Below are 23,700 nucleotides of genomic sequence, written 5' to 3'. Positions count from 1 at the left end.
TGCGATCGTGCCCGGCCGGCGGTCGCCGTCGGTCAGGACTCGCTGCGCTCGGCCGTCACGTTCAGCGTCTGCACGAGGCCCGCGGCGAGCGGTGCGAGGCGGACCTCGACACGGAGCCGACCGGACGACCCCGGGAGCCACCAACGGAGGTGCGTCGGTGCCGTCGACCGCTCCTCGACGGGCGCGGCGCTGAGGTCCGCACCCACCGCAGCGACCTGTTCGGCCACGTGTCGTCGGCGTCGCTCGTACGGTTCGTCGAGCGCGACGTTCGGGGTGAACACCGCGTCGGCCTGCCGGTCGTCCCACGCCGCGAGCAAGGCCGTCACCCGCTGCTGCGCGGTCCGCGTCGCCGGCAGTACCGTGACGGCGTCGGCCGGTGCGGCTGCGTCGAGCAGGAGGTCGAGTGCCGCGGTCGCCGCCGCGGACACCTTGGCCTGCGTGGCGTTCTCGAACGCGACGACGCCGAGCCCCTGCTCCGCGGACCACCGCATGTGCGCCGAGAACCCGGGGTAGCCGCCCGAGTGGGAGACGATCGGACCGGAGCGGTCGTCCTGCTCGACGAAGAGGCCGAAGCCGTACGCGGTCGCGCGGCTCGAGCCGGGGACCACGCTCGGGGGGACCACCCGCATCGCCTGCTGCATGAGCCGTCGGTCGGCCGGGGAGACCGGGCCGGCCTCGGGTTCGTCGGTGAACGCGGACGCCAGGTGTCGGCCCCACCGGGCGAGGTCGGAGACCGTGGAGAACAGACCGCCGATGGAGGAGAACGCACCGGGTCCGGTCAGGGGGAGCGGCTCCCAGGTCCCCGCGTGGGGTCGGACGCCGACCACCACGTGTCCGTCGGCCTCGGCGGCGGAGAACACGGTGCTGTCGAGTCCGAGCGGGCGGAGCACGGTGCGTGACGCCACCTCGGTGTAGGGCTCGCCGGTCACGTCGGCCACGACCCGGCCGAGGAGCGCGTAGCCGAGGTTCGAGTACGCGAAGCGGGTGCCGGGGACGCTGTCGAACAGCAGCCCGCCGGCGAGCACCGCGTCGAGGTCGGCGTCGCTGATCGACTCCTGCCGGTCGGCCCAGGGGTCGTCCGTCGGGAAGCCGGCGGACATCGTCAGCAGCATCCGGATCGTCGGCACGGGGGAGTCGGTGGTGGGGAGCACGACGGCGCCGAACGCCGGGACGTGGTCGGCGACGGGAGCGTCGAGATCGAGACGGCCGTCGGCGACGAGCGCGAGCAGGGTGGCCGCGGTGACGCTCTTCGTGCAGGATGCGATCCGGTACACGGTGCCGGCGTCGGGCGCGAGGCCGTCACCCCGGTCGCCGTGGCCACCGGACGCGACGAGCCCGGTGCAGTCGAACACACCCCAGACGGAACTCGGTGCGACCCCACGGGCGACCCGGTCGGCGAAGAGGGCGTCGATCCGCGCGAGCTCGTCGTGCTGGGTCACGAGCGGCGCATCCGCTCGTAGGCGTCGAGCGCACGCTGGCGCGACTCCTTGAGGTCGACCATCGGTTCCGGCCGGTCCTCGTCGGCGGGGACCCACCGGCGGACGTACTCCCGGTGCGGGTCGAAGCGTTCGAGCTGCCGTTCGGGGTTGAACACGCGGAAGTACGGGGCGGCGTCGAAGCCCGAACCCGCGACCCACTGCCAGTTGCCGGGGTTGTTCGCGGCGTCGGCGTCGACGAGGCAGTCCCAGAACCAGCGCTCGCCCACCCGCCAGTCGACGAGCAGGTTCTTCACGAGGAAGCTGCCCGTCGCGAGGCGGACCCGGTTGTGCATCGCACCGGTGTGCCAGAGCTCCCGCATGCCGGCGTCGACGAGGTCGAACCCCGTGGTGCCCGTGCGCCAGGCGCCGAGCTCGGCCTCGGAGGCGTCGCGCCACGGGAAGGCGTCGAACTCGCGTCGGACGTTGACGGTGGCGATGTCCTCGCAGTGGAAGTACTCGTTCCAGTTGAACTCGCGCCACGCCAGCTGTCGGAGGAACGCGGGGGCCTGCTGGCGCTGCGACGGTTCGAGCTGTCCGTGCAGGCGGTGCCACACCTGGTACGGGCTGATCTCGCCCCAGCGCAGGTGCGGGGACAGGCCGCTCGTGGCGTCCATCGACGGTTCGTCGCGCTGGCCGTAGCCCTCGAGCGCGTGCTCCACGAAGTGCTCGAGGCGTCGGTGCGCGCCGAGCTCGCCCGGGGTCCAGGCGTCGCGGAGCCCGCCCGCCCAGTCCGGCTTCGTCGGCAGCAGGGCCCAGTCGGCCAGGTCGTCGCCGGAGACGTCGGCGGGCCCGGGCAGGTCGCGGGGCTTCGGCAGGGGGTGCCGCGGTTCCGGCAAGGCCTGCGTCGCGCGCCAGAACGGCGTGAACACCTTGTACGGCGCGCCCTGACCGGTCGTGACCGTCCACGGCTCCCAGAGGAGGTTCGCCGCGAAGCTGTGCGCCTCGACGCCGCGGTCGTGCAGGCTCGCCTTGATCCCGGCGTCGATGTCGCGTTCCGCGTGGCCGTAGCGTCGGTTCCAGAACACGGCGTCGGCCCCGGAGTCCGCGACGAGGGCGTCGATGACGTCCGCCGCTGCGCCACGCCGGAGGACGAGGCGCGACCCGCGTTCCCGGAGTGCTTCGTCGAGCGCGGTCAGCGAGTGGTGCAGCCACCACCGTGCCGCGGCCCCGATCGGCCGGACGCCCGGTGACTCGTCGTCGAGGACGTACACGACGGTGAGCGAGCCGCCGTGGTCGATGCCGGCGCGGAGGGCCGGGTTGTCCGCGAGACGGAGGTCGTCGCGCAGCCAGACGATCGCGCCGCTCACACGGAGGCCGTGTCGGGCGAGGGACGGCTGGGTGTGACTCCCTGACCGGCCGCGCGGCGGACCTTCGTGCACAGCTCGGTCAGCGTGCGGAGCTCGCCGTCACTGAGACCGGCGCCGAGCACGGCGGCGATGCTCGCGGCGTGCTGGACGGCGACGGAGCGGTAGACGTCGAAGCCGTGGGCGGTGAGGGCGACGTACACGCCGCGGGCGTCGGTGGGGTCTGGCTGCTTCTCGACGATCCCGCGCGAGGCCAGGCGGTCCACGAGACGGCTCACGCTCGGCTGGGTGAGGAGGAGGTGCCCGGTGAGGTCACGCATCCGGGAGCGTCGACCGGGCTGGGTCGAGAGGTTGAAGCAGACGTCGTACTCGTTGAACGAGATCTCCCCGCCGGGGAACTCCGCGTTGAGGTTCCGCATCACCTGCACCTGTGCGCGGAAGAGTGCCTCCCACGCTGCGACCGCAGTGGCCTTGTCACTCACCTTGCGTGCTCCCTCTGGTCCGTCGCCCAACCCTACCGACGACGCCCGACAGACGGACGCGTGCGCGAGCGGTGCAGTTCCGGAAAGCACGAGGGCCGGCCACCCGATGGGTGACCGGCCCTCTCACTTGCAGGACGGTGCAGTTCCGGAAAGCACGAGGGCCGGCCGTCCGAAGACGACCGGCCCTCTCCCTTGCAGGACGGTGCAGTTCCGGAAAGCACGAGGGCCGGCCGTCCGAAGACGACCGGCCCTCTCCCTTGCACCAAGAGTGTCCTGCAATCACATTCCACAGGCGGTGCCACAGCAAACACTGCCTGCGTCTTCGACTGTATAACGAAGCGGTAACGGCGCGCTAGCCCGCGATCGGCTCGTTCGCTGCGAGTTCACCATGAGCGGCCGATGAACCCGCCGGGACGATCAGAACAGGTCGGGCGACGGCGTCGACGCGTACCGGACAGCGACGTCGGCGTGCCGGTCGAAGCGGTAGCCGACGCCGCGGACGGTGCGCACGATCTCCTCGAACGCGCCGAGCTTCGACCGCAACCGTCGGACGTGGACGTCGATGGTCCGTTCGTTCGGGGTCTCGTCCTCACCGTCCGACCACAGGCCGTCGATGATGGCCGAGCGGTCGACGGTGCGGCCCTCGCGGAGCACGAGGAACTGCAGCAGCTCGAACTCCTTGTAGGTCAGGGGAGCCGGCTCGCCGTCGAGCGTCACCCGCTTGCGGGAGATGTCGATGACGACGCCGGTCTCCTCGGGCTCGGGCTTCTCGGCCTGCTTGCGGGCGGCGACGGCGGAGCGGTCCTGCAGGGCGAGCCGGACGACGTCGACGTCACGCCCGCCGGAGCCCTCGGCCGCGACGGCGACCGCGGCGTAGGTCTCCGAGGTCGGCACGAGCTGCGCGGTCAGTGCCTTGAGCTGCTCCACGACGGCGGCGAGGGTCGTGCCGGCGGCGGCGGCCTTCGCCTCGTCGATGCCGACGTAGAGGGCGAAGCCGCGGGCCTCGGTGCCCTCGGGCAGTGCACGGTTGCGCTGCGGGGCCACGACGGGGCTGGTGGGGACGGGAGCAGCCTGCGGGGCCACCGGCTGACGGCGGGGACGCAGCGGCGTCACGGTGCCGAGGTCGGTCGGGACGGGGGCCGCGGTACGGAGCGGGGTGCGGGGCTGAGCGATGGTGAGCGACATGGCTGGTTCTCCGGGAGGACGGCCGCGGGTGGAGCGAGGAGGTGCGACCGGTGTCGAATGCGTCGGCCCGGGTACGGCGGGTTCGCCGTGACGTCCCTGCGGTCCTGCTGCGGACCGGGGAACCCGGGGGTACGGGGAGTGACCTGGTCGGACGGCTGGCGTCGTCGACGAGGTCGTCACCCGGGGATCACGCCTGCGCGACCGGGGTGGGGTCGCGGGGGATCCGGCTGGAACGGGTGCCGATCAGGCACACATTCGACAACGCATGACCGACATCGTCGGCATCATCATGCCGATGGTCCCCTGTGCCTCGATGAGGACGCGGGCGGACACGGTTGCAGTCATGGCACGAGTATGGGTGGGATACCAACGCGGTGTCAACCGTCCGACCGGACGGTGCATGCCGCGGGCACGCGCTAAACGGACGGGAGGCCCGTGGCGGATCCGCCACGGGCCTCCCGTCCGTCTGGCGGTCGCGGGAGCGACCGCGCGTCGTCTACTCGGCCAGGCCGTAGAGGCGGTCGCCGGCGTCGCCGAGGCCCGGCACGATGTAGCCGTTCTCGTCGAGCTTCTCGTCGAGCGCGCCGAGGACGATCGACACGTTGCGGTCGCCGACGGCCTGCTCGACGGCGGCGAGGCCCTCCGGCGCGCCGAGGATGCACACGCAGGTCACCTCTTCCGCGCCGCGGTCGAACAGGAAGTCGATCGCGGCGGCGAGGGTGCCACCGGTCGCGAGCATCGGGTCGAGCACGAAGCACTGCCGGCCGGAGAGGTCGTCGGGCAGGCGCTCGGCGTAGGTCTGCGGCTCGAGCGTCTGCTCGTTCCGGGCCATGCCGAGGAACCCGACCTCGGCGGTGGGGACGAGCTTGACCATGCCCTCGAGCATGCCGAGGCCCGCGCGGAGGATCGGGACGACGAGCGGGCGCGGCTTCGCGATCGCGACGCCCATGGTGTGCGCGACCGGGGTGTCGATCGGGGTGGCGGTGACCCGGACGTTCCGCGTGGCCTCGTAGGCGAGGAGCGTGACGAGTTCCTCGGTGAGGGCCCGGAACGTCGGAGAGGGGGTCGTCCGGTCGCGGAGCACCGAGAGCTTGTGGGTGATGAGCGGGTGGTCGGCGACGTGGACTCGCATAGGGTCGAGCCTACCGTGCTGCCGAGTGCCAGGAGGTCCGCGTGGAAGCACCCGCCGCCCGCCCCTACGTCGACGCCATGCGTGCCGCGCTCGTCGAGGCGCGGGCCTGCCTCGACACCGGTGACGTGCCCGTCGGCGCGGTCGTGCTCGACGCTGCCGGCGAGGTCGTCGCGACGGCACGCAACGAGCGTGAGGCGCTCCAGGACCCCACCGCGCACGCCGAGGTGCTCGCGCTCCGGGCCGCCGCCGGGGTCACGGGCGACTGGCACCTCGCGGAGCACACGCTCGTGGTCACGCTCGAGCCGTGCGTGATGTGCGCCGGGGCGATCCTCGCGGCACGGGTGCCGCGCGTGGTCTTCGGCGCGTGGGACCCGAAGGCGGGTGCGACGGGGAGCGTCTACGACGTCGCCAGGGACCGCCGTCTGCCGCACCGCTCCGAGGTGGTCGGCGGGGTGCTCGAGGGGGAGTGCGCGGCGCTCCTCGACGACTTCTTCGCCGCGCGGCGCTGACGCGCTCCGCGGGGTGTGCCGGCCGGGAGGCCCGTGGCGGCGCCGCCACGGGCCTCCCGGCCGTCAGCCGGTCACCAGATGACGGCGATGAGCACGTTCGCGATGGCGAGCGCGCCGGCGGAGTGGAAGAACGGCAACGCGGCCTTGTCCTTCGCCTGCCCGGCGTCCGCACGCTTCTGCCGCGACCGAGCGACGAACGCGAGCACGAGCGCGACCAGGGCCACGGCGAGCTTCACGCCGAGCTTGACGTGGTTCGCGCCCCCGTCGGTCGTCGCGTCCACGACCCCCATCAGGCCGAGGCCGGTGACGAGCTGCGTGACGAGGCCGATGATGACCCAGTTCGTCTCGAACCCGCCCTTCCGGCGCACCTGGAACAGGAACGCGCCGATCACGGCGGCGAGCCCGACGAAGTGGAGGATGAGCAGGACGTCCTTCAGCACGGTCATGCGCTCATCGTCCCGGAGCGGCCCGGTCCGCCGCCAGCAAGGGCAGCCTCAGTCGGCGGCGCGCAGGACGATCGCCTCGGTCGGCGGACGCGGCCCGGTCCGGAGCACGTCCGGCTCGACGTAGATCACACGGGCGATGGGCACGGCCTGCCGGACCCGGTGCTCCACGGCGTCGATGCCGGCCGCGACGTCGCCGAGCCGTCGGTCGCCGTCGACCGCGACCTTCACGCCGACCATGAGCTCGTCCGGTCCGAGGTAGAGCGTCTTGATGTGGATGATCGAGTCGACCTCCGGGCCGTCGAGCACCGCGTCCTTGATGCGGGCGACGTCGGCCGCGGTCGCACCCTCTCCCACGAGCAGGCTCTTCGTCTCGACGCCGAGCACGAGCGCGACGGCGATGAGCAGGGCGGCGATGAGGATCGTGCCGATCGCGTCGAACACGCCGTTGCCGGTGATCGCGGTCAGCCCGACGCCGAACAGCGCGAACACGAGGCCGGTCAGCGCCGCGGTGTCCTCGAGCATGACGACGGGGAGCTCGGGCGCCTTCGCGCGGCGCACGAACTGCACCCACGACAGCGACCCCTTGTGCGGTGCGGCCTCGCGGAGCGCGGTGCGGAGCGAGAAGCCCTCGAGGCCGATCGCGATGACGAGCACGGCGACCGGGAGCCACCAGCTCTCGAGGGGGTGCGGGTTCCGGAGCTTCTCGATGCCCTCGTACAGCGAGAACACACCGCCGACCGAGAACAGGACGATGGACACGACGAACGCGTACACGTAGCGCTCGCGGCCGTAGCCGAACGGGTGCTCCTCGTCGGCGGCGCGCCGGGCACGTCGGCCGCCGAGCAGCAGGAGCAGCTGGTTCGCGGAGTCCGCGAGCGAGTGCACGCCCTCCGCGAGCATCGACGCCGATCCGCTGATCGCCGCCGCGACGAACTTCACGATCGCGATGCCGATGTTCGCACCGAGTGCGGCGAAGATCGCCTTCGTGCCTCCGGAAGCGCTCACGGGTACCCCTTCAGTCCTGGCCTGCCTGACGATCCTAGGCCGTCGGTAGGGTCGGGGTTCATGACCATCGAACTGCCCCGCACCGCACTCCTCGGCGTCGGCTCCATGTCCGGCGCGGTCCTCGACGGGCTCCTGTCCGCCGGCCTCGACCCCGCCACCGTGACCCTCACGACGAAGTCGGAGGAGTCCGCCGCGGCGCACCGTGCCCGCGGCCTGGACGCGCACGCGAGCGACGCGGAGCCCGACGCCAACCGCGCCGCGGCCCGGGGCGCCGGACTCGTCGTCCTCGGGGTGAAGCCGTACGCGATCGGCGACCTGCTCGCGGAGGTCGCCGACGACCTCGCGCCGGGCACCGTCGTCGTGAGCGTGGCGGTGGGCACGACGACCGCGAGCATGGAGCGGGCCGTCCCGGCCGGCGTCCGCGTGGTCCGCGCCCTGCCGAACACGCCCATCGGCGTCGGGCGTGGCGTCACCGGGATCAGCGCCGGGGCGTCCGCCGACGAGGACGCGGTCGCGCTGGCCTCCTCGCTCTTCTCCGTGTCGGGCTCCGTGATCGAGGTCCCGGAGTCGCAGCTCGACGCGCTGTCCGCCGTGTCCGGCTCCGGGCCCGCCTACGTCTTCCTGCTCGTCGAGCAGTGGCAGCGCGCGGCGGAGGAGCTCGGCTTCACGCCGGAGCAGGCCGCGACCATGGTGCAGGGCACCGTGCGCGGCGCGGTCGCGCTGCTCGAGGCGTCGGACAAGGCCCCCGCGGAGCTCCGTCGGGCCGTGACGAGCCCGAAGGGCACCACCGAGCGAGCGGTCGCCGTCCTGCAGGACGCGGACCTCTCCGGCACGCTCCTGCGCGCGTCGCGCGCGGCGATCGCGCGTGCCGAGGAGATCGCGGCGAGCTGACGCGGCTGCGGTGGTCGTCACCACGGGACGGCCGGGAGGCGCGGGGCGGCCCCGCCACGGGCCTCCCGGCTGACGTGGGCCTGGCGGCCGACCGCCGCGGATGGCGGACCGGCCGTCACTCGAGGGCGGCGAAGCGCTCCAGGTCGGCGGTGGCGCCGGAGACGATGATGACGTCCTCCTCGCCGATGACGCTCTCCGGTGTGGCGGGGACGAACGCCTGGCCCGGCGTCTTGATGCCGAGCACCGTCAGGCCGAACCGCGTCCGGATGACCGTCGTCGCGAGGTCCTTGCCCCGGACCGCGCGCGGCGGGAACATCTTGACGACCGCGAAGTCCTCGTCGAACTGGATGAAGTCGAGCATCCGACCCGAGACGAGGTGGGCGGTGCGTTCGCCGGCCTCGCGCTCGGGGTAGACGACGTGGTTCGCGCCGATGCGGGACAGGATCACGCCGTGCGACCGACTGATCGCCTTGGCCCAGATCTGCGGGATGCCGAGGTCGACCAGGTTCGCCGTGATGAGGACGCTCGACTCGAGGTCCGAGCCCACGCCCACGACCGCGATGGCGAAGTCCTGCGCGCCGATCTGCCGGAGCGCGTCCATGTCCGTGGCGTCCGCCTGCACGGCGTGCGTCACGCGGTCCGACCACTTCTGCACCAGGCCGGCGTCGGTGTCGACCACGAGCACCTCACGGTGCTGCCGCTCGAGCTGCCCGGCGGTCGCGGCGCCGAAGCGCCCGAGGCCGATGACGAGGACGGGGGCGTCGTGGCTGACGGCCCCGGCGAGCGGGTGGGTGGACGGCAGCGGCGTGCGGGTGCGGTCAGCCAACGATCGGCCTCTCCTCGGGGCGGCGGAACAGTTGCCGGGCCTGGCTGGCGGCGAGGGCGGCGGCGATCGTCACTGTACCGACCCGGCCGAGGAACATCGTGGCGGCGAGCACGTACTTGCCGGCCTCCGGGAGCTCGGCGGAGATGCCCGACGACAGGCCGCAGGTCGCGAACGCCGAGATGACCTCGAACAGCACCCGGTCGAGCGAGTCGCGGGTGATCTGCAGCAGCGTGATCGTCGCCACCGCCACGATCGTGGCGCCCCAGAGCACGACGGCGACCGCAACGCGGAGCACGTCGCTCGGGATCCGACGGCCGAACGCCTCCATGCTCCGGCGTCCGCGGGCCTCCGCGACGGCGGCGAGGAAGAGGACCGCGAGGGTGGTGACCTTGATCCCGCCGGCGGTGGACGCCGAGCCGCCGCCGATGAACATGAGCATGTCGGTCACGAGCAGGCTCGCGCCGTGCATCTGCTCGACGTCGATCGTGGCGAAGCCGCCCGATCGGGTCATCGTCGAGAAGAACAGCGCCTGGAACGCCGTGTGCCCGGCACCGGCCTCGCCGAGCGTGGCCTTGTTGGAGGCCTCGAGCCCGGTGTAGACGACCGCGCCGACGACGAGCAGGACGGCACTCGTGACGAGGGTCAGCTTGACGTGGAGCGACCACCGCCGTGGCGTCCGGAACTGCTTCGTGATGGTGCGGATGACCGGGAACCCGATGGAGCCAGCGACCACCGCGACCATGATGAGCGAGAGGAACCAGTAGTCGTTCGCGAACGGGGTGAGGCCCTCGGCGTTGGGGGAGAACCCCGTGTTCGTGAACGCCATCGCCGCGTAGTAGAAGGCATCGCCGACCGCGGTCCAGAACGGGTAGCCGGCGACCAGGACCGACGGCAGGAGCAGCAGACCGACGGCGACCTCGATCGTGAGCGTGCTCACGGCGACCGTGGCGAGGAGCGTGCCGACCTCGCCGAGCCGGACGGCCTGCCCCTCCGGGACGGCGCCGTGGTGGGTGCGCAGTGGGTTCGAGTCCCCGGCGGCCATGAGCTTCGCCCGGAGTCCGAGCCGTCGGGTGACGACCAGTCCGAGGATCGACGCGAAGGTGAGGACACCGACCGCGCCGATCTGCGTGCCCACGACGATGACGACCTTGCCGAACACGGACCAGTGCGTGGCCATGTCGACCGTCGCGAGCCCGGTGACGCAGACGACCGAGGCGGCGGTGAAGAGCGCGTCCGAGAACTGCGTCGGCCGTCCGTCGGCAGCGGCCCACGGTGTCATGAACAGCGACGTGAAGACGAACACCAGGACGAGGAAGACCAGGATCGCCAGGCGGGAGGGGGAGGACCGCAGCACCGCGGACACCTGCGCTGCCCGGCGTCGCGACGGCGAGGGGCCCGCGCGCAACGGCTCCGTGTGCTCCAGCATGCTCGTATGCCTCCCGGGACATGGGCGGGTCGCATGGCATGGTACATCCGCGACGGGGCGGTTAGCCTTGGCCCATGGCCGACATCTTCTCCGTCGTGGCGGACCCCACCCGGCGCGAACTGCTCGGAGCACTGCTCGCCGCGTACGGCTCGGACGTGACCGGCGGGGAGCTCAGTGTCGGCCAGCTCGTCGAGAAGCTCGGGGTCAGCCAGCCCACCGTGTCGAAGCACCTCCGTGTCCTCCGGGACATCGGGCTCGTGTCCAGCCGCGAGGAAGGGCAGCACCGCTACTACCGCCTCGACCCGGAGCCGCTGCTGCCGGTCGAGGAGTGGGTGCTCGCGTTCACGGGGGCCGTGGACGCCGACGGCACACCGGCCACGACCGCGTGGACCCCGGACGGCCAGCCGGTGTCGGTCCGCCGGAACGGCGCCGCGGGCAAGGCCACGGTCGAGGTCGGTACCGAGCTCGGCCGGGTGATGGCCGAGGCCTCCTACCGTGCGTCGGCGGCGCTGACCGGGGCACAGCAGGGCTGGGAGCGGGTCGTCGACCGCGGCCGGAAGCGCTTCACGCGCCGCGGCGAGGACGACTGACCGGCTCCTGCCCGCGCGGCGCCGTGGCCGAGTCGTGACCGAGCACCTGGACACGCGTTCCCAGCGGCCTCTACAGTGATCAGAGACCACACAGGTCACAACCGAACCCGTGCGCGCGACGCCCAGCGGACCGCACGAGGCACCCGAAGGCGGATCATGACCGGCAGTTTCGACGACGTGCGCTTCCTCACCGTGGCCGAGGTCGCGGAGATGATGCGCGTTTCGAAGATGACCGTGTACCGCATGGTGCACGCCGGCGAGCTCCCCGCGATCCGCTTCGGTCGGTCCTTCCGCGTGCCGGAGTCGGCGGTCGCCGACGTCCTGCGCGGTGGCATCGCCGACGTCGGCTGAGCAGCCCCGGAGTGCCGTGTTCGACAGGACCGGCGCGCTCCGCTAGACTCGGCCGGGTTGATTTTCCGCGGTCCCGACGGGCGCGGTGTCCACACATCAGCATCGTTCCGAGCGAGGTCCACTATGGGTTCTGTCATCAAGAAGCGCCGCAAGCGCATGGCGAAGAAGAAGCACCGCAAGCTCCTTCGCAAGACGCGTCACCAGCGTCGCAACAAGAAGTAGGCGCAGCGAAGTACGTCCAGTACTTGCACCCGAAGCCCCGGTCCGCCGGGGCTTTCGTGTTCCCGGGGCGAGGGCGAGGGCGATGCGCATGCTCCGCGTGGCTCCGGACGGACCTCGTTACGCTGGGGACATGCCCGCCGTGACCCTCCTGACCAAGCCCGGATGCCACCTCTGCGACGACGCACGACCGATCGTCGAGCGGGTCGTGGCCGAACACCCCGGGACGACGCTGCAGGAGCGGTCGATCCTCGACGACGACGCCCTCCGCGAGGAGTACGCGGAGGACATCCCCGTCGTCCTGGTCGACGGGCGCGTCCACAGCAACTGGCACGTCGACGCCGACCGGCTCCGACGTGCCCTCGAGAAGGCAGGTGCCTCCGCATGATCAGCCACGTCGTCGCCTGGACCCTCCGCGAGGACGTCGACCGCGACGCCGCCATCGCCCGCGTCCGGGAGCTCCTCACGGGCCTGGTCGGCACCGTGCCGTCGATCCGGTCGCTCGAGGTCGTCGAGAACGTCGCCTACCCCGACAAGAACAGCGACCTCGCAGTCGTCGCGACGTTCGACGACCTCGCCGGGCTCGACGCCTACCAGGTCCACCCCGAGCACCAGGCGGCCGCGGCGGAGATCCGCGGACTGGTCACGGGGCGGGCGGCCATCGACTGGGAGAGCTGACCCGCGCCTCCCGGCCCGCGCACGACGACGGCCACCCTCCTGTCGGAGGGTGGCCGTCGTCGTGTCGGTGGGGCTGTCAGGGGGTGAGGCGCGTCGGGCCGCGGAAGAGGTAGGTGACCTCGCGGATCGACGGCTCGTGCAGCGCGAGCATCAGCACGCGCGCCAGACCCATGCCGAACCCGCCGTGCGGCGGGACGCCGTAGCGGAAGAAGTCGAGGTACCAGTCGATCTCGGCGGTGTCGAGACCCTTCTCCTCCGCCTGGGCGGCGAGCCGGTCGACCCGGTGCTCGCGCTGCGCGCCGGTCGAGATCTCGGCGCCGTTGAACAGCAGGTCGTAGCTGTTCGTGAGCGTCGGGTCGTCCTCGTGGCGCATGTGGTAGTACGGCCGGATCGTGGCGTCGTAGTCGGTGACGAACACGAACTCCGAGCCGTGCGTCTCCTTCGCCCAGGCGCTCACGCGGCGCTCGCCCTCGGGGTCGAGGTCGCCGTCGGCGCGGACGACGTCGTAGCCGCTGTCGGCGACGATCTTCCGGGCCTCGGCCAGGGTGACGCGGGGGAACGGTGCGGTCGGCACGACGAACTCGAAACCGAAGACCTCCTCGATCTCCGCGCCGTACTTCTCCTTGACGGCTGTGAAACCGGCGACGAGGACCTCCTCGTGCATCGCCATGACGTCCTGGTGCGACTCGACCCAGGAGATCTCGGCGTCGACGCTCGTGAACTCGGTGGCATGCCGGCTCGTGAACGACGGGTCGGCGCGGAAGGCGTCGGCGATCTCGAACACGGCGCCGAACCCGGCGGGCTGTGCCATCTGCTTGAAGTTCTGCGGCGACTGCGCGAGGTACGCGGTCGTCTCGAAGTACTCGAGCTGGAAGAGCTCGGCGCGCGACTCCGACGCCGAGGCCATGAGCTTCGGGGTGTGGATCTCGATGTAGTCGCGGTCGATCCAGTACGAGCGGAACGCGTGCTCCATCGTCGTCTGGATGCGGAAGATGAGGTTCTGCTTGCGGTTCCGCAGGTCGAGGAAGCGCCAGTCGAGCCGCTTGTCGAGCGAGGAGTCGTCCGCGATCGGCGTCTCGGGGATCGCGGCGCTCACGACGGTGAGGGAGCCGACCTTGACCTCGAGACCGCCGAGCTTGACGCGCTCGTCGTGCTTCAGGGTGCCCTGCACGTGCACGAACGTCCCCTTGGCCAGGCCGGAGATCTCGTTCGTGGTGGCGAGCGCGGCCTGCGCGGTGTCGTCGCCGTCCTCGGCCTCGCGCGTGGCGGGGTTGACGAGCTGTGCGGCGCCGGTCTCGTCGCGGAGCACGACGAACTGCACCTTCTTCTGGTCTCGGACGGTCTCCACCCATCCGGCGACGGACACGGGTCCGTCGGGGAGCGCGGCGAGGTCGGCGATGCGGGTGCGTTCGATCACGGGGAGCGAGTCTATCCGGCTCGCTGCGCGGCCGCTGCTCCACGGCGGCTCGCTGTACGGCCGGTCCTCCACAGCGGCTCGCGTCGTGTGCGTCGTCCACAGGTCGGTCGGGAGGCGCGGATCGCCGTCGCCGGGTCCGTAGCGTCGACGACGTGGCCGGGTCGCGAGTTCGAGGGGATGGTCCCGTGACGGCAGGGACCGAGGGGCTCGCGGCCTGGCCGCCTGCGGCGGTGGCGACGGTGGTGGCGGCGGTCGTGACGACCGGGCTGACGCTGGTCGTCGCGGTGGTCGGCGGGGTCTGGGTGGTGGTGCGGTGGCGGCGCGACGTCGCTCGGGAAGAGCGCGATCGCTACTGGACCCGCCTCACTGTCGTGTTCGAGCTCATCACGGACCGTGAGGTCGGACGCCGTGAGATCGGCCGGGGATTGGCGAAGGCGATGTACGAAATGCAGAAAGTTCCGCGCGGCGAAGAACCGGCCGCGAAGGTGTTGGAGGAGCTCTTGATCGACGGAAGGGGACGAACGTGACCGGTCGACTGCGCCGTGCGTGGGACGCACTGATCGGCCCCGAGCCTCGTACCGGCGGGGTGACACGCCCTCAGGTCGGTCCCGGGCCGGGCGAGGACTTGTGGGAATGGGCGCAGCGACGCTCGATCGAGTGGCAGCTGCACGTCGAGGAAGGGGAACTCCGGATGGAGCTGGCTCGTCGCGAAATGCGAGCGCGGGTCCTCGCGGAGAACGGCGGGGCGAGCAGCTCAGGGGAGTGAGGCGCGGAGCGAACCGAGCGTACCGATGAACTCCTCGGCCATGCCCGCGCGCTCGAGCAGCTTCGCGTGGCGGGCGCGGGCGTCCTCGAGGAACTCGTCGAGCCGTGCTGCGAGGGCTGCCTCGTCCTCGGCGTCGCTCGTCCCGAGGGCGTCGACGACCCGCAGCAACTCGGCCATCTCGTCGAGCGTGAACCCGAGCGGCTTCATGCGTCGGATGACCAGCAGGCGCTCGAGGTCCCCCTCGGTGTAGACGCGGAAGCCACCCGCCGTCCGGCCGCTGGGCACGAGCAGTCCGACCTCGTCATAGTGCCGGATCGTGCGCAGCGACATCCCCGCGCGTTCCGCGAGCTCGCCGATGTGCATCGTGTTCATGAGGCGCAACCGTAGCAACCCGACCCTGACGTGACGGTAGAGTCGCCGCCGATGTCCGTGATCACCCACGCCCCGACGCCGCCCAGCGTCCTCGCCGCCCTCCGTTCCCCGCGCATGCTCACCCGGGAGGTCCTCGCCGGTGTCGTGACGGCCCTGGCACTCATCCCGGAGGCGATCTCGTTCTCCGTCGTCGCGGGTGTCGACCCGGCGGTCGGCCTGTTCTCCAGCGTGGTCATCGCGGTCGTCATCGCGATCGTGGGCGGTCGACCCGCCATGGTGTCGGCGGCCGCCGGCTCGGTCGCCCTCGTCATCGCGCCGCTCGTCCGCGACCACGGCATCGCGTACCTCGTCCCGGCCGTCCTGCTCGGCGGGGTGGTGCAGATCGTGCTCGGTCTGCTCGGCGTCGCGCGACTCATGCGCTTCATCCCGCGGAGCGTGAACGTCGCGTTCGTGAACGCCCTCGCCATCCTCATCTTCACCGCGCAGCTGCCGAACCTGTTCGGCCACGACGTGCCGTTCGTCGTCTGGCCGCTGACCGCGCTCGGCATCGCGGTGATCGTCGGCTTCCCGTTCGTCACCAGGGCCGTCCCGGCGCCGCTCGTCGCGGTGGTCGTCATCACCGCGATCACGATCCTCTTCGGCGTCACGGTGCCGACGGTGGGAGACGAGGGGGCGCTGCCGACCGCACTGCCCGGGTTCAACGGCGTCACGGTGCCCGTCACGTTCGAGACGCTCCGGATCATCGCGCCGTACGCGTTCGGCATGGCGATCGTCGGGCTCATCGAGACGCTGCTGACCGCACAGCTCGTCGATGCGCTCACCGAGACGGGGTCCAGCAAGTGGCGGGAGTCGTGGGGCCAGGGTGTCGCCAACATCGCGTCGGCGTTCTTCGGCGGGACGGGCGGCTGCGCGATGATCGGCCAGACCGTCATCAACGTGAAGACCGCGGGCGCGAGGACCCGGATCTCGACGTTCGTCGCCGGGGCGTCGGTGCTCGTGCTGACGATCGTGCTGCACGACCTCGTGGCGCAGATCCCGATGGCCGCGCTCACGGCCGTCATGGTCATGGTGTGCGTGGCGACCTTCGACTGGCACAGCGTCCGGCCCGCCACCCTCCGTCGGATGCCGCTCGGCGAGACCGCGGTGATGGTGCTCACGGTCGTGGTGGTCGTGGCGACGGACAACCTCGCGACGGGCGTGCTCGTCGGGGTCGTCGCCGCCGCCCTGGTGTTCGCCCGTCGTGCCGCCCACGTGGTGTCGGTGGTCCGTGAGCCCGTGGACGAGCACACCGTCCGCTACCGGGTCCGTGGCGCGCTCTTCTTCGCCAGTTCGAACGACCTCGTCACACGGTTCTCCTACGCCGAGGACCCGGAGCACGTCGTGGTCGACCTGTCCGACGCGCAGGTGTTCGACGCGAGCACCGTGGCGGCCCTCGACGGGGTGGAGCAGCGGTACGCACGGCACGGCTCGACCGTCCGCGTCGAGAACCTCGACACCGGATCCGTGGCCATCCACGGACGCCTCACGGGGCGCCTGGGCTGAACGTCCCCGCAGCCGTGAATCCCCTGGGCGGGGGGTGGGAACGCTCGGGCGACCTAGACTGGAGGCCATGCCCGCGACCCGAGTCCACCTCGTCCGTCACGGCGAGGTGCACAACCCCGACCGTGTCCTCTACGGTCGGCTCCCGGGCTTCGGGCTGAGCGAACTCGGCACGCAGATGGCGGCAGCCTCCGCGTCCGCCTGGCACGACGCCGGTGTCGACGTCCGTCGGATCGTCGCATCGCCGCTGCAGCGCACGCAGGAGTCCGCGCGGCCGTGGGCGGCCCTCTACGGGCTCGAGGTCGCGCTCGACGAACGACTCATCGAGCCGACGAACCGGTACGAAGGGCAGCCCCCGGGGTTCACGAAGCGGTCGCTGGGCCGTCCCGCGGAGTGGCCCTGGATCGCGAACCCGTTCCGCCCGAGTTGGGGTGAGGCCTACGAGTCGATCGCGAACCGCATGCTCGCGGCCGTCGCGTCGGCGTGGGAGAGCATCGACGACGGCGACGTCGTCCTGGTGAGCCACCAGCTCCCGATCTGGATGGTGCACCGCCGCCTCGCCGGCGAGCACCTCTGGCACGACCCGCGGCAGCGGCGGTGCGACCTCTCCAGCATCACGACCCTCGAGCGTGTGCCCGCCACGCCGACCGGTCGTTTCACCGAGGCCGGGTACGCGGACCCGGCCGAACGGCTGCGGGCCTCCGCGATCGACGAAGGAGCAGTGTGAGCACCAGCAGGAAGCGACTCGCGACCATCGCGGCGACGGCGGTCGTCGCCGCCCTCGCCCTCGCCGGGTGCTCGTCGAGCAACGACGCGCTCACGAAGCAGTACGGCAACGGCACCACGCAGAACTACATCTCGGGCGACGGAGCGGTGACCGAGGTCGCCGCCGCTGATCGGACCGACCCGATCTCCTTCGACGTGACGAGCACGACGGGGGAGCGACTGTCGTCCAAGGCGCTCCGGGGCAAGGTCGTCGTCGTCAACTTCTGGTACGCCAGCTGCCCGCCGTGCCGTGCCGAGGCGAAGTACCTCGACAAGGTCGAGGCGAAGTACTCCTCGGACCAGGTCCAGTTCATCGGCGTGAACGTCCGCGACGAGCAGGGCACGGCCGAGGCCTTCGAGCGCACCTTCGGCACCGCCTACCCGACCGTCCTCGACGCGAGCACGGGCGCGATGCAGCTCGCGATGTCCGGCCAGGTCGCGCCGAACGCCGTCCCGGCCACCATCGTCCTCGACAAGGAGGGCCGGGTCGCGGCCCGCGTCCTCGGCGCCGTCGACGGCCCCGGGATCCTCGACACCCTGGTCGGCGACGAGCTGTCCGGGAAGGCCAAGGCCTCCTGACCGTGGCCAGCAACCCCTTCGCCGACGCGATCCTCAGCGGCCAGATGGCCGTGGCGCTGCCCGTGGCCGCGCTCGCCGGGCTCGTGTCGTTCCTCTCCCCGTGCGTGCTCCCGCTCGTGCCGGGCTACCTCGGCTACGTCGGCGGTGTCGCGGAGGGCGGGCAGCGCAAGGGACGGGTCGTCCTCGGTGTCCTGCTCTTCATCCTCGGGTTCACGGCGGTCTTCGTCGCGTACACGACGGTGTTCGGGGCGCTCGGGTTCTGGCTCGTGCGCTGGCGCGACCTCATCACACAGGTCCTCGGCGTCGTCGTCATCCTCATGGGCCTGGTCTTCGTCGGCCGGTTCACGTTCATGCAGCGGACCATCAAGCCGGGCTGGACCCCCGCGACCGGCCTCATCGGCGCGCCGCTGCTCGGGATCGTGTTCGGTCTCGGCTGGACGCCGTGCCTCGGCCCGACGCTCGCTGCGATCAACCTGCTCAGCGTGCAGTCCGGGAGCGCCTGGCAGGGCATGTGGCTCGGGGTCGCGTACTGCCTCGGGCTCGGCATCCCGTTCGTCCTCGTCGCGCTCGGTGCGGGCTGGGCGACCGGGGCGATCCGCGCCGTCAAGCGCCACATGCGCACCGTCAACATCATCGGAGGAGCGATCCTGATCGTCATCGGTCTGCTCATGGTCACCGGCATCTGGTCGGCCGTCATGTCGAGCCTCGGGGCGGTGATCCAGACCTTTGTCCCGGCAGTCTGACCCCGAAGCCACGGCCGGCCCCGACGCCACGGTCGGCCCCGACGCCGCGGTCGGCCCCGACGCCCTGGACGGCAGCGACGCCCAGGAGGGCACCGACCTCGTCTCCGACCCGCAGCGACCGTCCGACCACGTCGACAGCGCTCCGGCTCCGCGTGAGCGCACGGAGCCCGGCGGTGCCGAGGTCGCGCAGCCGAAGCTCGGCCTCGTGGGGTACCTGCGGTTCTTCTGGCGGCAGCTCACGAGCATGCGCACGGCGCTGTTCCTCCTCATGCTGCTCGCGCTCGCGGCGATCCCGGGGTCCCTGGTGCCGCAGCGCACCGCGGACCCGAACGGTGTCGTGCAGTACAAGGCCGACCACCCCGCGCTCTACCCGGTGCTCGACAAGCTCCAGGTCTTCGACACCTACACCTCGGTGTGGTTCTCGGCGATCTACCTCCTGCTCTTCGTCTCCCTGATCGGCTGCATCGTCCCGCGCACGAAGCACCACTGGCAGGCCCTCCGCACCCGCCCGCCGAAGACCCCCGTCCGGCTCGGCCGACTCGCGGGCTTCCGGTCGGTGCCGGTGGACGCGACCAGCGTCACCACCGCGGCCGACGGGGCGGACGCCGCCACGGGCCTCCCGTCCGTCGACCACGCCGTCACGCGCGCGATGGCGCTCCTGAAGCGCTCCGGGTACCGCGTCGAGCGCTTCGGCGACTCGGTGAGCGCGGAGCGCGGCTACCTCCGCGAGACCGGCAACCTCGTGTTCCACGCGGCCCTCGTCGGGGTCCTCGTCGCGGTCGGTGTCGGTGGCGGGTTCGGCTTCACCGGACAGCGCCTGCTCGTCGAGGGGCAGACCTTCTCGAACAGTCTCGTGGCGTACGACTCGTTCAACCCGGGGCGCTGGTTCCGCCAGTCCGACCTGCAGGGCTACAACCTGAAGCTCGACAAGTTCGTCACGAAGTACGAGGAGACGAACCTCAACGCCCTCGGCCAGGCGCTCGACTACGACGCCACGGTCACGACGACCACGAAGAGCGGTGTCTCGAAGACCCAGCGCCTCGGCGTGAACGACCCGGTGTCGATCGGCGGGACGAACGTCTACCTGCTCGGCAACGGCTACGCGATGCAGGTCACCGTCCGCGACGGCAAGGGGAACGTGGCGTTCAAGGACGTCGTGCCGTTCCTGCCGCAGGACGCGAACTACACGTCCGTCGGGGTCATCAAGGTGCCGGACGCCGAGCCGGACCAGCTCGGCATCCAGGGCTTCTTCTACCCGACGGCGCAGGAGATGTCGACCGGCGCGTTCACGAGCGCCTACCCGGACACCGAGAACCCGCTCCTCAGCCTGCAGGTCTACACGGGCGACCTCGGTCTCGACGACGGCGTCCCGCAGAGCGTCTACACGCTGGACACGAGCGGCCTGAAGGAGATCGCCGGCACCCGTGCCGACGCGGCCTCGGTCCAGCTGAAGCCCGGGCAGACGAAGCAGCTGCCCGACGGTGCCGGCTCGATCACGTTCGACGGGGTGAAGCGCTACGTCTCGCTCGACGTGCACCACGACCCGTCGCAGCTCTGGGTGGGCGGCTTCGCGCTGCTCTCCACCCTCGGCCTGCTGACCTCGCTCTTCGTGCCCCGCCGGCGTGTGTGGGTGAAGGCGGTGCCCCGGAAGGGTGCGGAGCACGGCGAGTACGACCTCGAGTACGCGGGTCTCGCCCGCGGCGAGGACCCCAACCTGGAACGGGCCGTCGCGGACATCGCGCAGCGGCACATGTCGGACCTCGGAGTTAGGATTCCCCAGTGAACATGACCGCGACACTGGCCAGCTACTCGGTCGTCCTGACGTACTCGGCGATGGCCGTCTACGTCATCGCGTTCATCTCGTTCGCGCTCGACATGGCGAAGCGTGCGGGCAACGTCGCGGCGGTCCAGGCCGCCACGGCGCCCGCTGCCGCCCCCGCCGAGACCGTCGCGACGGTCCGCGGCGGCACGGTCGTGCTCGAGAAGGTGGACACCGGCGCTCCCGCCGACCCGACCAAGCGCGGCACCAAGTTCGAACGTGTCGGCATGGCCATGATGATCCTCGGCGTCATCCTGCACATCGGCGCGGTCGTCCTCCGGGGCATCGCGGCCGATCGGGTGCCGTGGGGCAACATGTTCGAGTTCTCGCTGACCGGGACCGCGCTGATCGTCCTCATCTTCCTCGGCGTGCAGCTCTGGCAGAACCTGCAGTTCCTCGGCGTCTTCATCTCCGGCCTGACCCTCATCCTGCTCGGCATCGCGACGGTGAACTACTACGTGCCGGTCGTCCCGCTCGTGGCGGCGCTGCAGTCGTACTGGCTCGTCATCCACGTGTTCGTCGCCATCGCCGGCACGGGGTTCTTCGCGCTCGGCGCCGGGCTCGCGGTGTCGCAGCTGGTGCAGACGTACCGCCAGGGCCGTCCGGTGTCGAAGAAGCTCCGCTTCATGGAGACCTTGCCGGACGCCGATCGCCTCGAGGTCCTGAGCTACCGTGTCATCCTCGTCGGGTTCGTCCTCTGGACGTTCACGCTCATCGCCGGTGCGATCTGGGCCGAGCGGGCCTGGGGTCGGTACTGGGGGTGGGACACCAAGGAGGTCTGGACCTTCATCATCTGGGTCGTCTACGCCGGGTACATCCACGCTCGTGCGACCCGTGGTTGGCGTGGTGCGCGGTCCTCGTGGCTGGCGCTCATCGGCTTCGGCGCGGTGATGTTCAACTTCTCGGTGGTGAACGTGTTCTTCAAGGGCCTGCACAGCTACTCGGGTCTGTGAGCCGGCGCGGGGTCCGCTGACGCGGCCACGACCTGACGGGAGGCGCGGTGCCGGTCGGCACCGCGCCTCCCGTCCGTCTGCGCCCGCGCGAGCCGGCTGTCCGCCTGGTCTGCTGGCGGCTGGCCGAGCACGCCAGGTGCCTGTCTGATCGCGCGGACGGCGGGTGGTCACGACGCCCCGGTGGTGGACCGCCCGGCGGTCACGAACTGTCGCTCCGGCGCCCGCCGACCGACGGTTCGTGACCGCTCGCCGGCGTGGCGCGGGGTGTCGTGACCGCGACCGAGGCCTGCACTGCCCGGCCTTGGGTGGTCACGACGCCCCGGCGGTGGACCGTCCGGTGGTCACGAACTGTCGCTCTGGCGCCCGCGGAACGACGGTTCGTGACCGCTCGCCGGACCTGAGCGGGGTGTCGTGACCGCCGGGGCCGGGACCGCGGCCCCGAGCCCGCGCGCCCGTCAGGCCGGGAGCAACTCGTGCACGCGGCGCACCCGGTCGAGCCACCACGCCGTCCGCTCCGGCGACGCAGCGTGCCGCTCGAGCAGAGCCCGGTCGACCTCGACCCGACGCACCGCGATCCGGCCCCCGACCGGCAGCAGCGGTTCCGCCGTCACGTCGCCCCGGAACATCGCCGCCGTCCCGAGCCCCGCCGCGAACCCGGGTGCCATCGACCGCGCAGCGAGGAACGCACCCATCCCCAGGCCGACGGAGGTGTCGAGCGCGCTGGAGACCACGCACGGGAGACCGGCCTCGGCCACGATCCGGGCGGCCGCCGAGACCCCACCGAGGGGCTGCGCCTTGACCACGAGCACGTCGGCCGCTCCGGCACGGGCGACCGCGAGCGGGTCGGCGGCCTTCCGGACGCTCTCGTCGGCCGCGATGCGCACCCCGAGGCCGTCGATCCGCGACCGCAGGGACGCGAGCTCCTCGACCGAGGCCACCGGCTGTTCCGCGTACTGGAGGTCGAACACGGCGAGCCGCTCGAGTGCCGTCGTCGCCTCGTCGACGGACCACAGGCCGTTCGCGTCCACCCGGACATCGGCGTCGGGACCCATCACCCGTCGGACCTCGGCGACGCGGGCGACGTCGTCGTCGACGGTCGTGCCGGGCTCGGCGACCTTCACCTTCGCGGTCGTGCAGCCCGGGTAGCGTGCGAGCAGCTCGGCGACCTGCTCCGGGTCGACCGCGGGCACGGTCGCGTTGACCGGCACGGCGTCGAGCGCGGGTTCGTGTGCGGTCCACCCGAAGTCGATCGCGGCGTCGAGCCACGCGCTGGCCTCGGCATCGTCGTACTCCACGAAGGGGGAGAACTCGGTCCAGCCCTCGGGACCACGGAGGACGAGGGCCTCGCGGGCCGTGATCCCGCGGAACCGGACGCGCATCGGCAGGGACACGACGTGGGCGTCGGCGAGGAGTTCAGCGAGGTCGGGGCGCACGGTGACCATCCTCCCAGGCGCGTCCAGGGTGCCCCACGGTTGTTCGGAGGGGACCGCCAGCGCAGGGCATTAGCATGCACCGGTCGGCTTCGGTCGACAGGCATGTCGGAGGGGCCCGGTCCCGCCGAACGGACCGGAAGAGGGAGGCTCGGTGTCCCCGGACCCGCAGCGAGGAGCAGCACCACGCGGTGCGACTCCGCAGCAGCGCGCCGCGGTGCAGCAACGCACCACGCAGCAGCGCGCAGCACAACCCCGGACCGCGGCGGCCGCCCGTCCCCAGCCGCAGCAGCGACCGGCGACGCCGACCCCGTCGGGCCAGCGTGCGAAGGCCCCGTCGGGCCAGCGTCCGACGTCCCCGACGGACGAGTTCGCACGCCTCGTCCAGCGGAACACGGTCGACGTCCGGAACGCTCCGGGTCGCACGCGCCGTCGCCGCAACCCGCTCGTCGGCAAGATCGCCCTCGGTCTCGCGGTGGTCTGCGCGGCGATCGACGCGAGCGCCTTCGCGGTGTTCGTCGGCGGGGACACCACCTTCGCGTTCGGCATCTGCTTCGTCACCGTGTTCCTGACCCTGGTCGCTGCGGTCCTCGGCTTCATCGCGGCGGTCGGCTCGCTCGGCCGGTGGTACGGCGCGATCGGCGTCGTGGTGGCGTTCCTCGCCAACCCGGTGATCCTCATCGTGCTCATCGTGGTCGTGGCCCCCGAGCTCCTCACCGACATGGGCGGCAGCGCGACCTGACCGGAGCCACCCGGCAGCGTGCCCTGCCCGGAGTCACCCGGCAGCGCGACCTG

General features: G+C 71.7%; 27 protein-coding genes. 15 read left to right on the top strand and 12 right to left on the bottom strand.

Going from position 1 to position 23,700, the window contains the following annotated elements; translation table 11 throughout:
* Positions 1-32: 32 nt before the first annotated feature.
* The 5 genes from MON03_RS11625 to upp all read right to left on the bottom strand — a co-directional run bounded on the left by MON03_RS11625 (position 33) and on the right by upp (position 5,581).
* Positions 33-1,439: a serine hydrolase domain-containing protein gene (locus MON03_RS11625; protein ID WP_242088499.1), complete on the bottom strand. Its 1,407-nt coding sequence runs from the start codon at positions 1,437-1,439 to the stop codon at positions 33-35.
* Entirely contained in the window at positions 1,436-2,785 is a 1,350-nt protein-coding gene (locus MON03_RS11620; protein ID WP_242088498.1) for a cryptochrome/photolyase family protein, read from the bottom strand. The genes MON03_RS11625 and MON03_RS11620 overlap by 4 nt, the downstream gene beginning before the upstream one ends.
* Positions 2,782-3,264 (bottom strand): MarR family winged helix-turn-helix transcriptional regulator, encoded by a 483-nt coding sequence (locus tag MON03_RS11615; protein WP_022902491.1) that lies wholly within the window; start codon positions 3,262-3,264, stop codon positions 2,782-2,784. The genes MON03_RS11620 and MON03_RS11615 overlap by 4 nt, the downstream gene beginning before the upstream one ends.
* Before the next feature lie 417 nt (positions 3,265-3,681).
* Positions 3,682-4,449 carry a winged helix-turn-helix domain-containing protein gene (locus MON03_RS11610; protein WP_022902490.1) on the bottom strand — a complete coding sequence of 256 codons (768 nt, stop codon included), beginning with the start codon at positions 4,447-4,449 and terminating at the stop codon, positions 3,682-3,684.
* 496 nt (positions 4,450-4,945) lie between these two features.
* Positions 4,946-5,581 (bottom strand): uracil phosphoribosyltransferase, encoded by a 636-nt coding sequence (gene upp / locus MON03_RS11605; RefSeq protein WP_022902488.1) that lies wholly within the window; start codon positions 5,579-5,581, stop codon positions 4,946-4,948.
* A gap of 77 nt (positions 5,582-5,658) precedes the next feature.
* Here upp and MON03_RS11600 point away from each other — a divergent pair, with 77 nt between their 5' ends.
* Positions 5,659-6,090 (top strand): nucleoside deaminase, encoded by a 432-nt coding sequence (locus MON03_RS11600; protein WP_242091462.1) that lies wholly within the window; start codon positions 5,659-5,661, stop codon positions 6,088-6,090.
* 71 nt (positions 6,091-6,161) lie between these two features.
* Here the strand turns inward: MON03_RS11600 and MON03_RS11595 are convergent, their stop codons facing one another.
* Both MON03_RS11595 and MON03_RS11590 read right to left on the bottom strand, forming a co-directional pair.
* Complete coding sequence (locus tag MON03_RS11595; RefSeq protein WP_022902486.1) at positions 6,162-6,536, bottom strand: hypothetical protein; 375 nt, start codon at positions 6,534-6,536, stop codon at positions 6,162-6,164.
* A 48-nt stretch (positions 6,537-6,584) separates the two neighbouring features.
* Positions 6,585-7,541, bottom strand: coding sequence for a cation diffusion facilitator family transporter (locus MON03_RS11590; protein ID WP_022902485.1), 957 nt, complete (start codon positions 7,539-7,541; stop codon positions 6,585-6,587).
* Between the two features lie 60 nt (positions 7,542-7,601).
* On the opposite strand from MON03_RS11590, the gene proC reads away from it, so the two are divergent.
* Positions 7,602-8,432 carry a pyrroline-5-carboxylate reductase gene (gene proC / locus MON03_RS11585; RefSeq protein WP_242088496.1) on the top strand — a complete coding sequence of 277 codons (831 nt, stop codon included), beginning with the start codon at positions 7,602-7,604 and terminating at the stop codon, positions 8,430-8,432.
* Between the two features lie 115 nt (positions 8,433-8,547).
* On the opposite strand, the gene MON03_RS11580 is transcribed toward proC, so the two are convergent.
* Both MON03_RS11580 and MON03_RS11575 read right to left on the bottom strand, forming a co-directional pair.
* Positions 8,548-9,234, bottom strand: a complete 687-nt coding sequence (locus MON03_RS11580; protein WP_031272492.1) for a potassium channel family protein — start codon at positions 9,232-9,234, stop codon at positions 8,548-8,550.
* A 16-nt stretch (positions 9,235-9,250) separates the two neighbouring features.
* Positions 9,251-10,684: a TrkH family potassium uptake protein gene (locus tag MON03_RS11575; RefSeq protein WP_242088493.1), complete on the bottom strand. Its 1,434-nt coding sequence runs from the start codon at positions 10,682-10,684 to the stop codon at positions 9,251-9,253.
* Between the two features lie 74 nt (positions 10,685-10,758).
* Here MON03_RS11575 and MON03_RS11570 point away from each other — a divergent pair, with 74 nt between their 5' ends.
* The 5 genes from MON03_RS11570 to MON03_RS11550 all read left to right on the top strand — a co-directional run bounded on the left by MON03_RS11570 (position 10,759) and on the right by MON03_RS11550 (position 12,522).
* Positions 10,759-11,274: an ArsR/SmtB family transcription factor gene (locus MON03_RS11570; protein WP_049976510.1), complete on the top strand. Its 516-nt coding sequence runs from the start codon at positions 10,759-10,761 to the stop codon at positions 11,272-11,274.
* A 156-nt stretch (positions 11,275-11,430) separates the two neighbouring features.
* Positions 11,431-11,625, top strand: a complete 195-nt coding sequence (locus MON03_RS11565) for a helix-turn-helix domain-containing protein (RefSeq protein ID WP_022902482.1) — start codon at positions 11,431-11,433, stop codon at positions 11,623-11,625.
* Between the two features lie 123 nt (positions 11,626-11,748).
* Positions 11,749-11,847: a 30S ribosomal protein bS22 gene (locus MON03_RS11560; RefSeq protein WP_003792170.1), complete on the top strand. Its 99-nt coding sequence runs from the start codon at positions 11,749-11,751 to the stop codon at positions 11,845-11,847.
* A 130-nt stretch (positions 11,848-11,977) separates the two neighbouring features.
* Entirely contained in the window at positions 11,978-12,232 is a 255-nt protein-coding gene (locus tag MON03_RS11555) for a glutaredoxin family protein (protein ID WP_022902480.1), read from the top strand.
* On the top strand, positions 12,229-12,522 hold the full coding sequence (locus MON03_RS11550) for a Dabb family protein (RefSeq protein ID WP_022902479.1): 294 nt from the start codon (positions 12,229-12,231) through the stop codon (positions 12,520-12,522). The genes MON03_RS11555 and MON03_RS11550 overlap by 4 nt, the downstream gene beginning before the upstream one ends.
* 76 nt (positions 12,523-12,598) lie before the next feature.
* Here the strand turns inward: MON03_RS11550 and aspS are convergent, their stop codons facing one another.
* A complete protein-coding gene (aspS, locus tag MON03_RS11545) occupies positions 12,599-13,939 on the bottom strand; it encodes an aspartate--tRNA(Asn) ligase (RefSeq protein ID WP_022902478.1) in 1,341 nt (446 codons plus the stop codon).
* A 185-nt stretch (positions 13,940-14,124) separates the two neighbouring features.
* Here aspS and MON03_RS11540 point away from each other — a divergent pair, with 185 nt between their 5' ends.
* A complete protein-coding gene (locus MON03_RS11540) occupies positions 14,125-14,466 on the top strand; it encodes a hypothetical protein (protein WP_022902477.1) in 342 nt (113 codons plus the stop codon).
* Between the two features lie 227 nt (positions 14,467-14,693).
* Here the strand turns inward: MON03_RS11540 and MON03_RS11535 are convergent, their stop codons facing one another.
* Positions 14,694-15,077 carry a MerR family transcriptional regulator gene (locus MON03_RS11535; RefSeq protein WP_175329471.1) on the bottom strand — a complete coding sequence of 128 codons (384 nt, stop codon included), beginning with the start codon at positions 15,075-15,077 and terminating at the stop codon, positions 14,694-14,696.
* Between the two features lie 51 nt (positions 15,078-15,128).
* Between MON03_RS11535 and MON03_RS11530 the strand changes: the two genes are divergently transcribed.
* From MON03_RS11530 to ccsB, 6 genes are all read left to right on the top strand, one after another.
* The gene (locus MON03_RS11530; RefSeq protein WP_242088491.1) at positions 15,129-16,619 is read left to right on the top strand and encodes a SulP family inorganic anion transporter; all 1,491 of its coding nucleotides are present in this window, start codon (positions 15,129-15,131) and stop codon (positions 16,617-16,619) included.
* A 67-nt stretch (positions 16,620-16,686) separates the two neighbouring features.
* On the top strand, positions 16,687-17,343 hold the full coding sequence (locus tag MON03_RS11525) for a histidine phosphatase family protein (protein ID WP_242088489.1): 657 nt from the start codon (positions 16,687-16,689) through the stop codon (positions 17,341-17,343).
* Positions 17,340-17,960 (top strand): TlpA family protein disulfide reductase, encoded by a 621-nt coding sequence (locus MON03_RS11520; protein ID WP_242088488.1) that lies wholly within the window; start codon positions 17,340-17,342, stop codon positions 17,958-17,960. Before MON03_RS11525 ends, MON03_RS11520 begins: the two co-directional genes overlap by 4 nt.
* Before the next feature lie 44 nt (positions 17,961-18,004).
* Positions 18,005-18,703, top strand: coding sequence for a cytochrome c biogenesis CcdA family protein (locus tag MON03_RS11515; RefSeq protein ID WP_042726763.1), 699 nt, complete (start codon positions 18,005-18,007; stop codon positions 18,701-18,703).
* A gap of 64 nt (positions 18,704-18,767) precedes the next feature.
* Positions 18,768-20,486, top strand: a complete 1,719-nt coding sequence (gene resB, locus MON03_RS11510; RefSeq protein WP_242091461.1) for a cytochrome c biogenesis protein ResB — start codon at positions 18,768-18,770, stop codon at positions 20,484-20,486.
* A gap of 2 nt (positions 20,487-20,488) precedes the next feature.
* On the top strand, positions 20,489-21,475 hold the full coding sequence (gene ccsB / locus MON03_RS11505; protein WP_031273852.1) for a c-type cytochrome biogenesis protein CcsB: 987 nt from the start codon (positions 20,489-20,491) through the stop codon (positions 21,473-21,475).
* Between the two features lie 455 nt (positions 21,476-21,930).
* On the opposite strand, the gene MON03_RS11500 is transcribed toward ccsB, so the two are convergent.
* A complete protein-coding gene (locus MON03_RS11500; RefSeq protein ID WP_242088486.1) occupies positions 21,931-22,917 on the bottom strand; it encodes an o-succinylbenzoate synthase in 987 nt (328 codons plus the stop codon).
* A 205-nt stretch (positions 22,918-23,122) separates the two neighbouring features.
* Here MON03_RS11500 and MON03_RS11495 point away from each other — a divergent pair, with 205 nt between their 5' ends.
* Entirely contained in the window at positions 23,123-23,647 is a 525-nt protein-coding gene (locus MON03_RS11495) for a hypothetical protein (RefSeq protein ID WP_242088484.1), read from the top strand.
* The last annotated feature ends 53 nt before the right edge of the window (positions 23,648-23,700 follow it).

The organism is Curtobacterium sp. DN_7.5 (genome assembly GCF_022655355.1).
Lineage (GTDB): Bacteria > Actinomycetota > Actinomycetes > Actinomycetales > Microbacteriaceae > Curtobacterium > Curtobacterium luteum.
This window is presented reverse-complemented; position numbering and strand designations above follow the sequence as displayed.

What these genes read in the sequence shown, in the direction of transcription:
- MON03_RS11610 (WP_022902490.1), bottom strand. Translation starts at nt 4,449, where the DNA reads ATGTCGCTCACCATCGCTCAGCCCCGCACCCCGCTCCGTACCGCGGCC.
- upp (WP_022902488.1), bottom strand. Translation starts at nt 5,581, where the DNA reads ATGCGAGTCCACGTCGCCGACCACCCGCTCATCACCCACAAGCTCTCG.
- MON03_RS11600 (WP_242091462.1), top strand. Translation starts at nt 5,659, where the DNA reads ATGCGTGCCGCGCTCGTCGAGGCGCGGGCCTGCCTCGACACCGGTGAC.
- MON03_RS11595 (WP_022902486.1), bottom strand. Translation starts at nt 6,536, where the DNA reads ATGACCGTGCTGAAGGACGTCCTGCTCATCCTCCACTTCGTCGGGCTC.
- proC (WP_242088496.1), top strand. Translation starts at nt 7,602, where the DNA reads ATGACCATCGAACTGCCCCGCACCGCACTCCTCGGCGTCGGCTCCATG.
- MON03_RS11575 (WP_242088493.1), bottom strand. Translation starts at nt 10,684, where the DNA reads ATGCTGGAGCACACGGAGCCGTTGCGCGCGGGCCCCTCGCCGTCGCGA.
- MON03_RS11570 (WP_049976510.1), top strand. Translation starts at nt 10,759, where the DNA reads ATGGCCGACATCTTCTCCGTCGTGGCGGACCCCACCCGGCGCGAACTG.
- MON03_RS11565 (WP_022902482.1), top strand. Translation starts at nt 11,431, where the DNA reads ATGACCGGCAGTTTCGACGACGTGCGCTTCCTCACCGTGGCCGAGGTC.
- MON03_RS11560 (WP_003792170.1), top strand. Translation starts at nt 11,749, where the DNA reads ATGGGTTCTGTCATCAAGAAGCGCCGCAAGCGCATGGCGAAGAAGAAG.
- MON03_RS11555 (WP_022902480.1), top strand. Translation starts at nt 11,978, where the DNA reads ATGCCCGCCGTGACCCTCCTGACCAAGCCCGGATGCCACCTCTGCGAC.
- MON03_RS11550 (WP_022902479.1), top strand. Translation starts at nt 12,229, where the DNA reads ATGATCAGCCACGTCGTCGCCTGGACCCTCCGCGAGGACGTCGACCGC.
- MON03_RS11535 (WP_175329471.1), bottom strand. Translation starts at nt 15,077, where the DNA reads ATGAACACGATGCACATCGGCGAGCTCGCGGAACGCGCGGGGATGTCG.
- MON03_RS11530 (WP_242088491.1), top strand. Translation starts at nt 15,129, where the DNA reads ATGTCCGTGATCACCCACGCCCCGACGCCGCCCAGCGTCCTCGCCGCC.
- MON03_RS11525 (WP_242088489.1), top strand. Translation starts at nt 16,687, where the DNA reads ATGCCCGCGACCCGAGTCCACCTCGTCCGTCACGGCGAGGTGCACAAC.
- MON03_RS11515 (WP_042726763.1), top strand. Translation starts at nt 18,005, where the DNA reads ATGGCCGTGGCGCTGCCCGTGGCCGCGCTCGCCGGGCTCGTGTCGTTC.
- ccsB (WP_031273852.1), top strand. Translation starts at nt 20,489, where the DNA reads ATGACCGCGACACTGGCCAGCTACTCGGTCGTCCTGACGTACTCGGCG.
- MON03_RS11500 (WP_242088486.1), bottom strand. Translation starts at nt 22,917, where the DNA reads ATGGTCACCGTGCGCCCCGACCTCGCTGAACTCCTCGCCGACGCCCAC.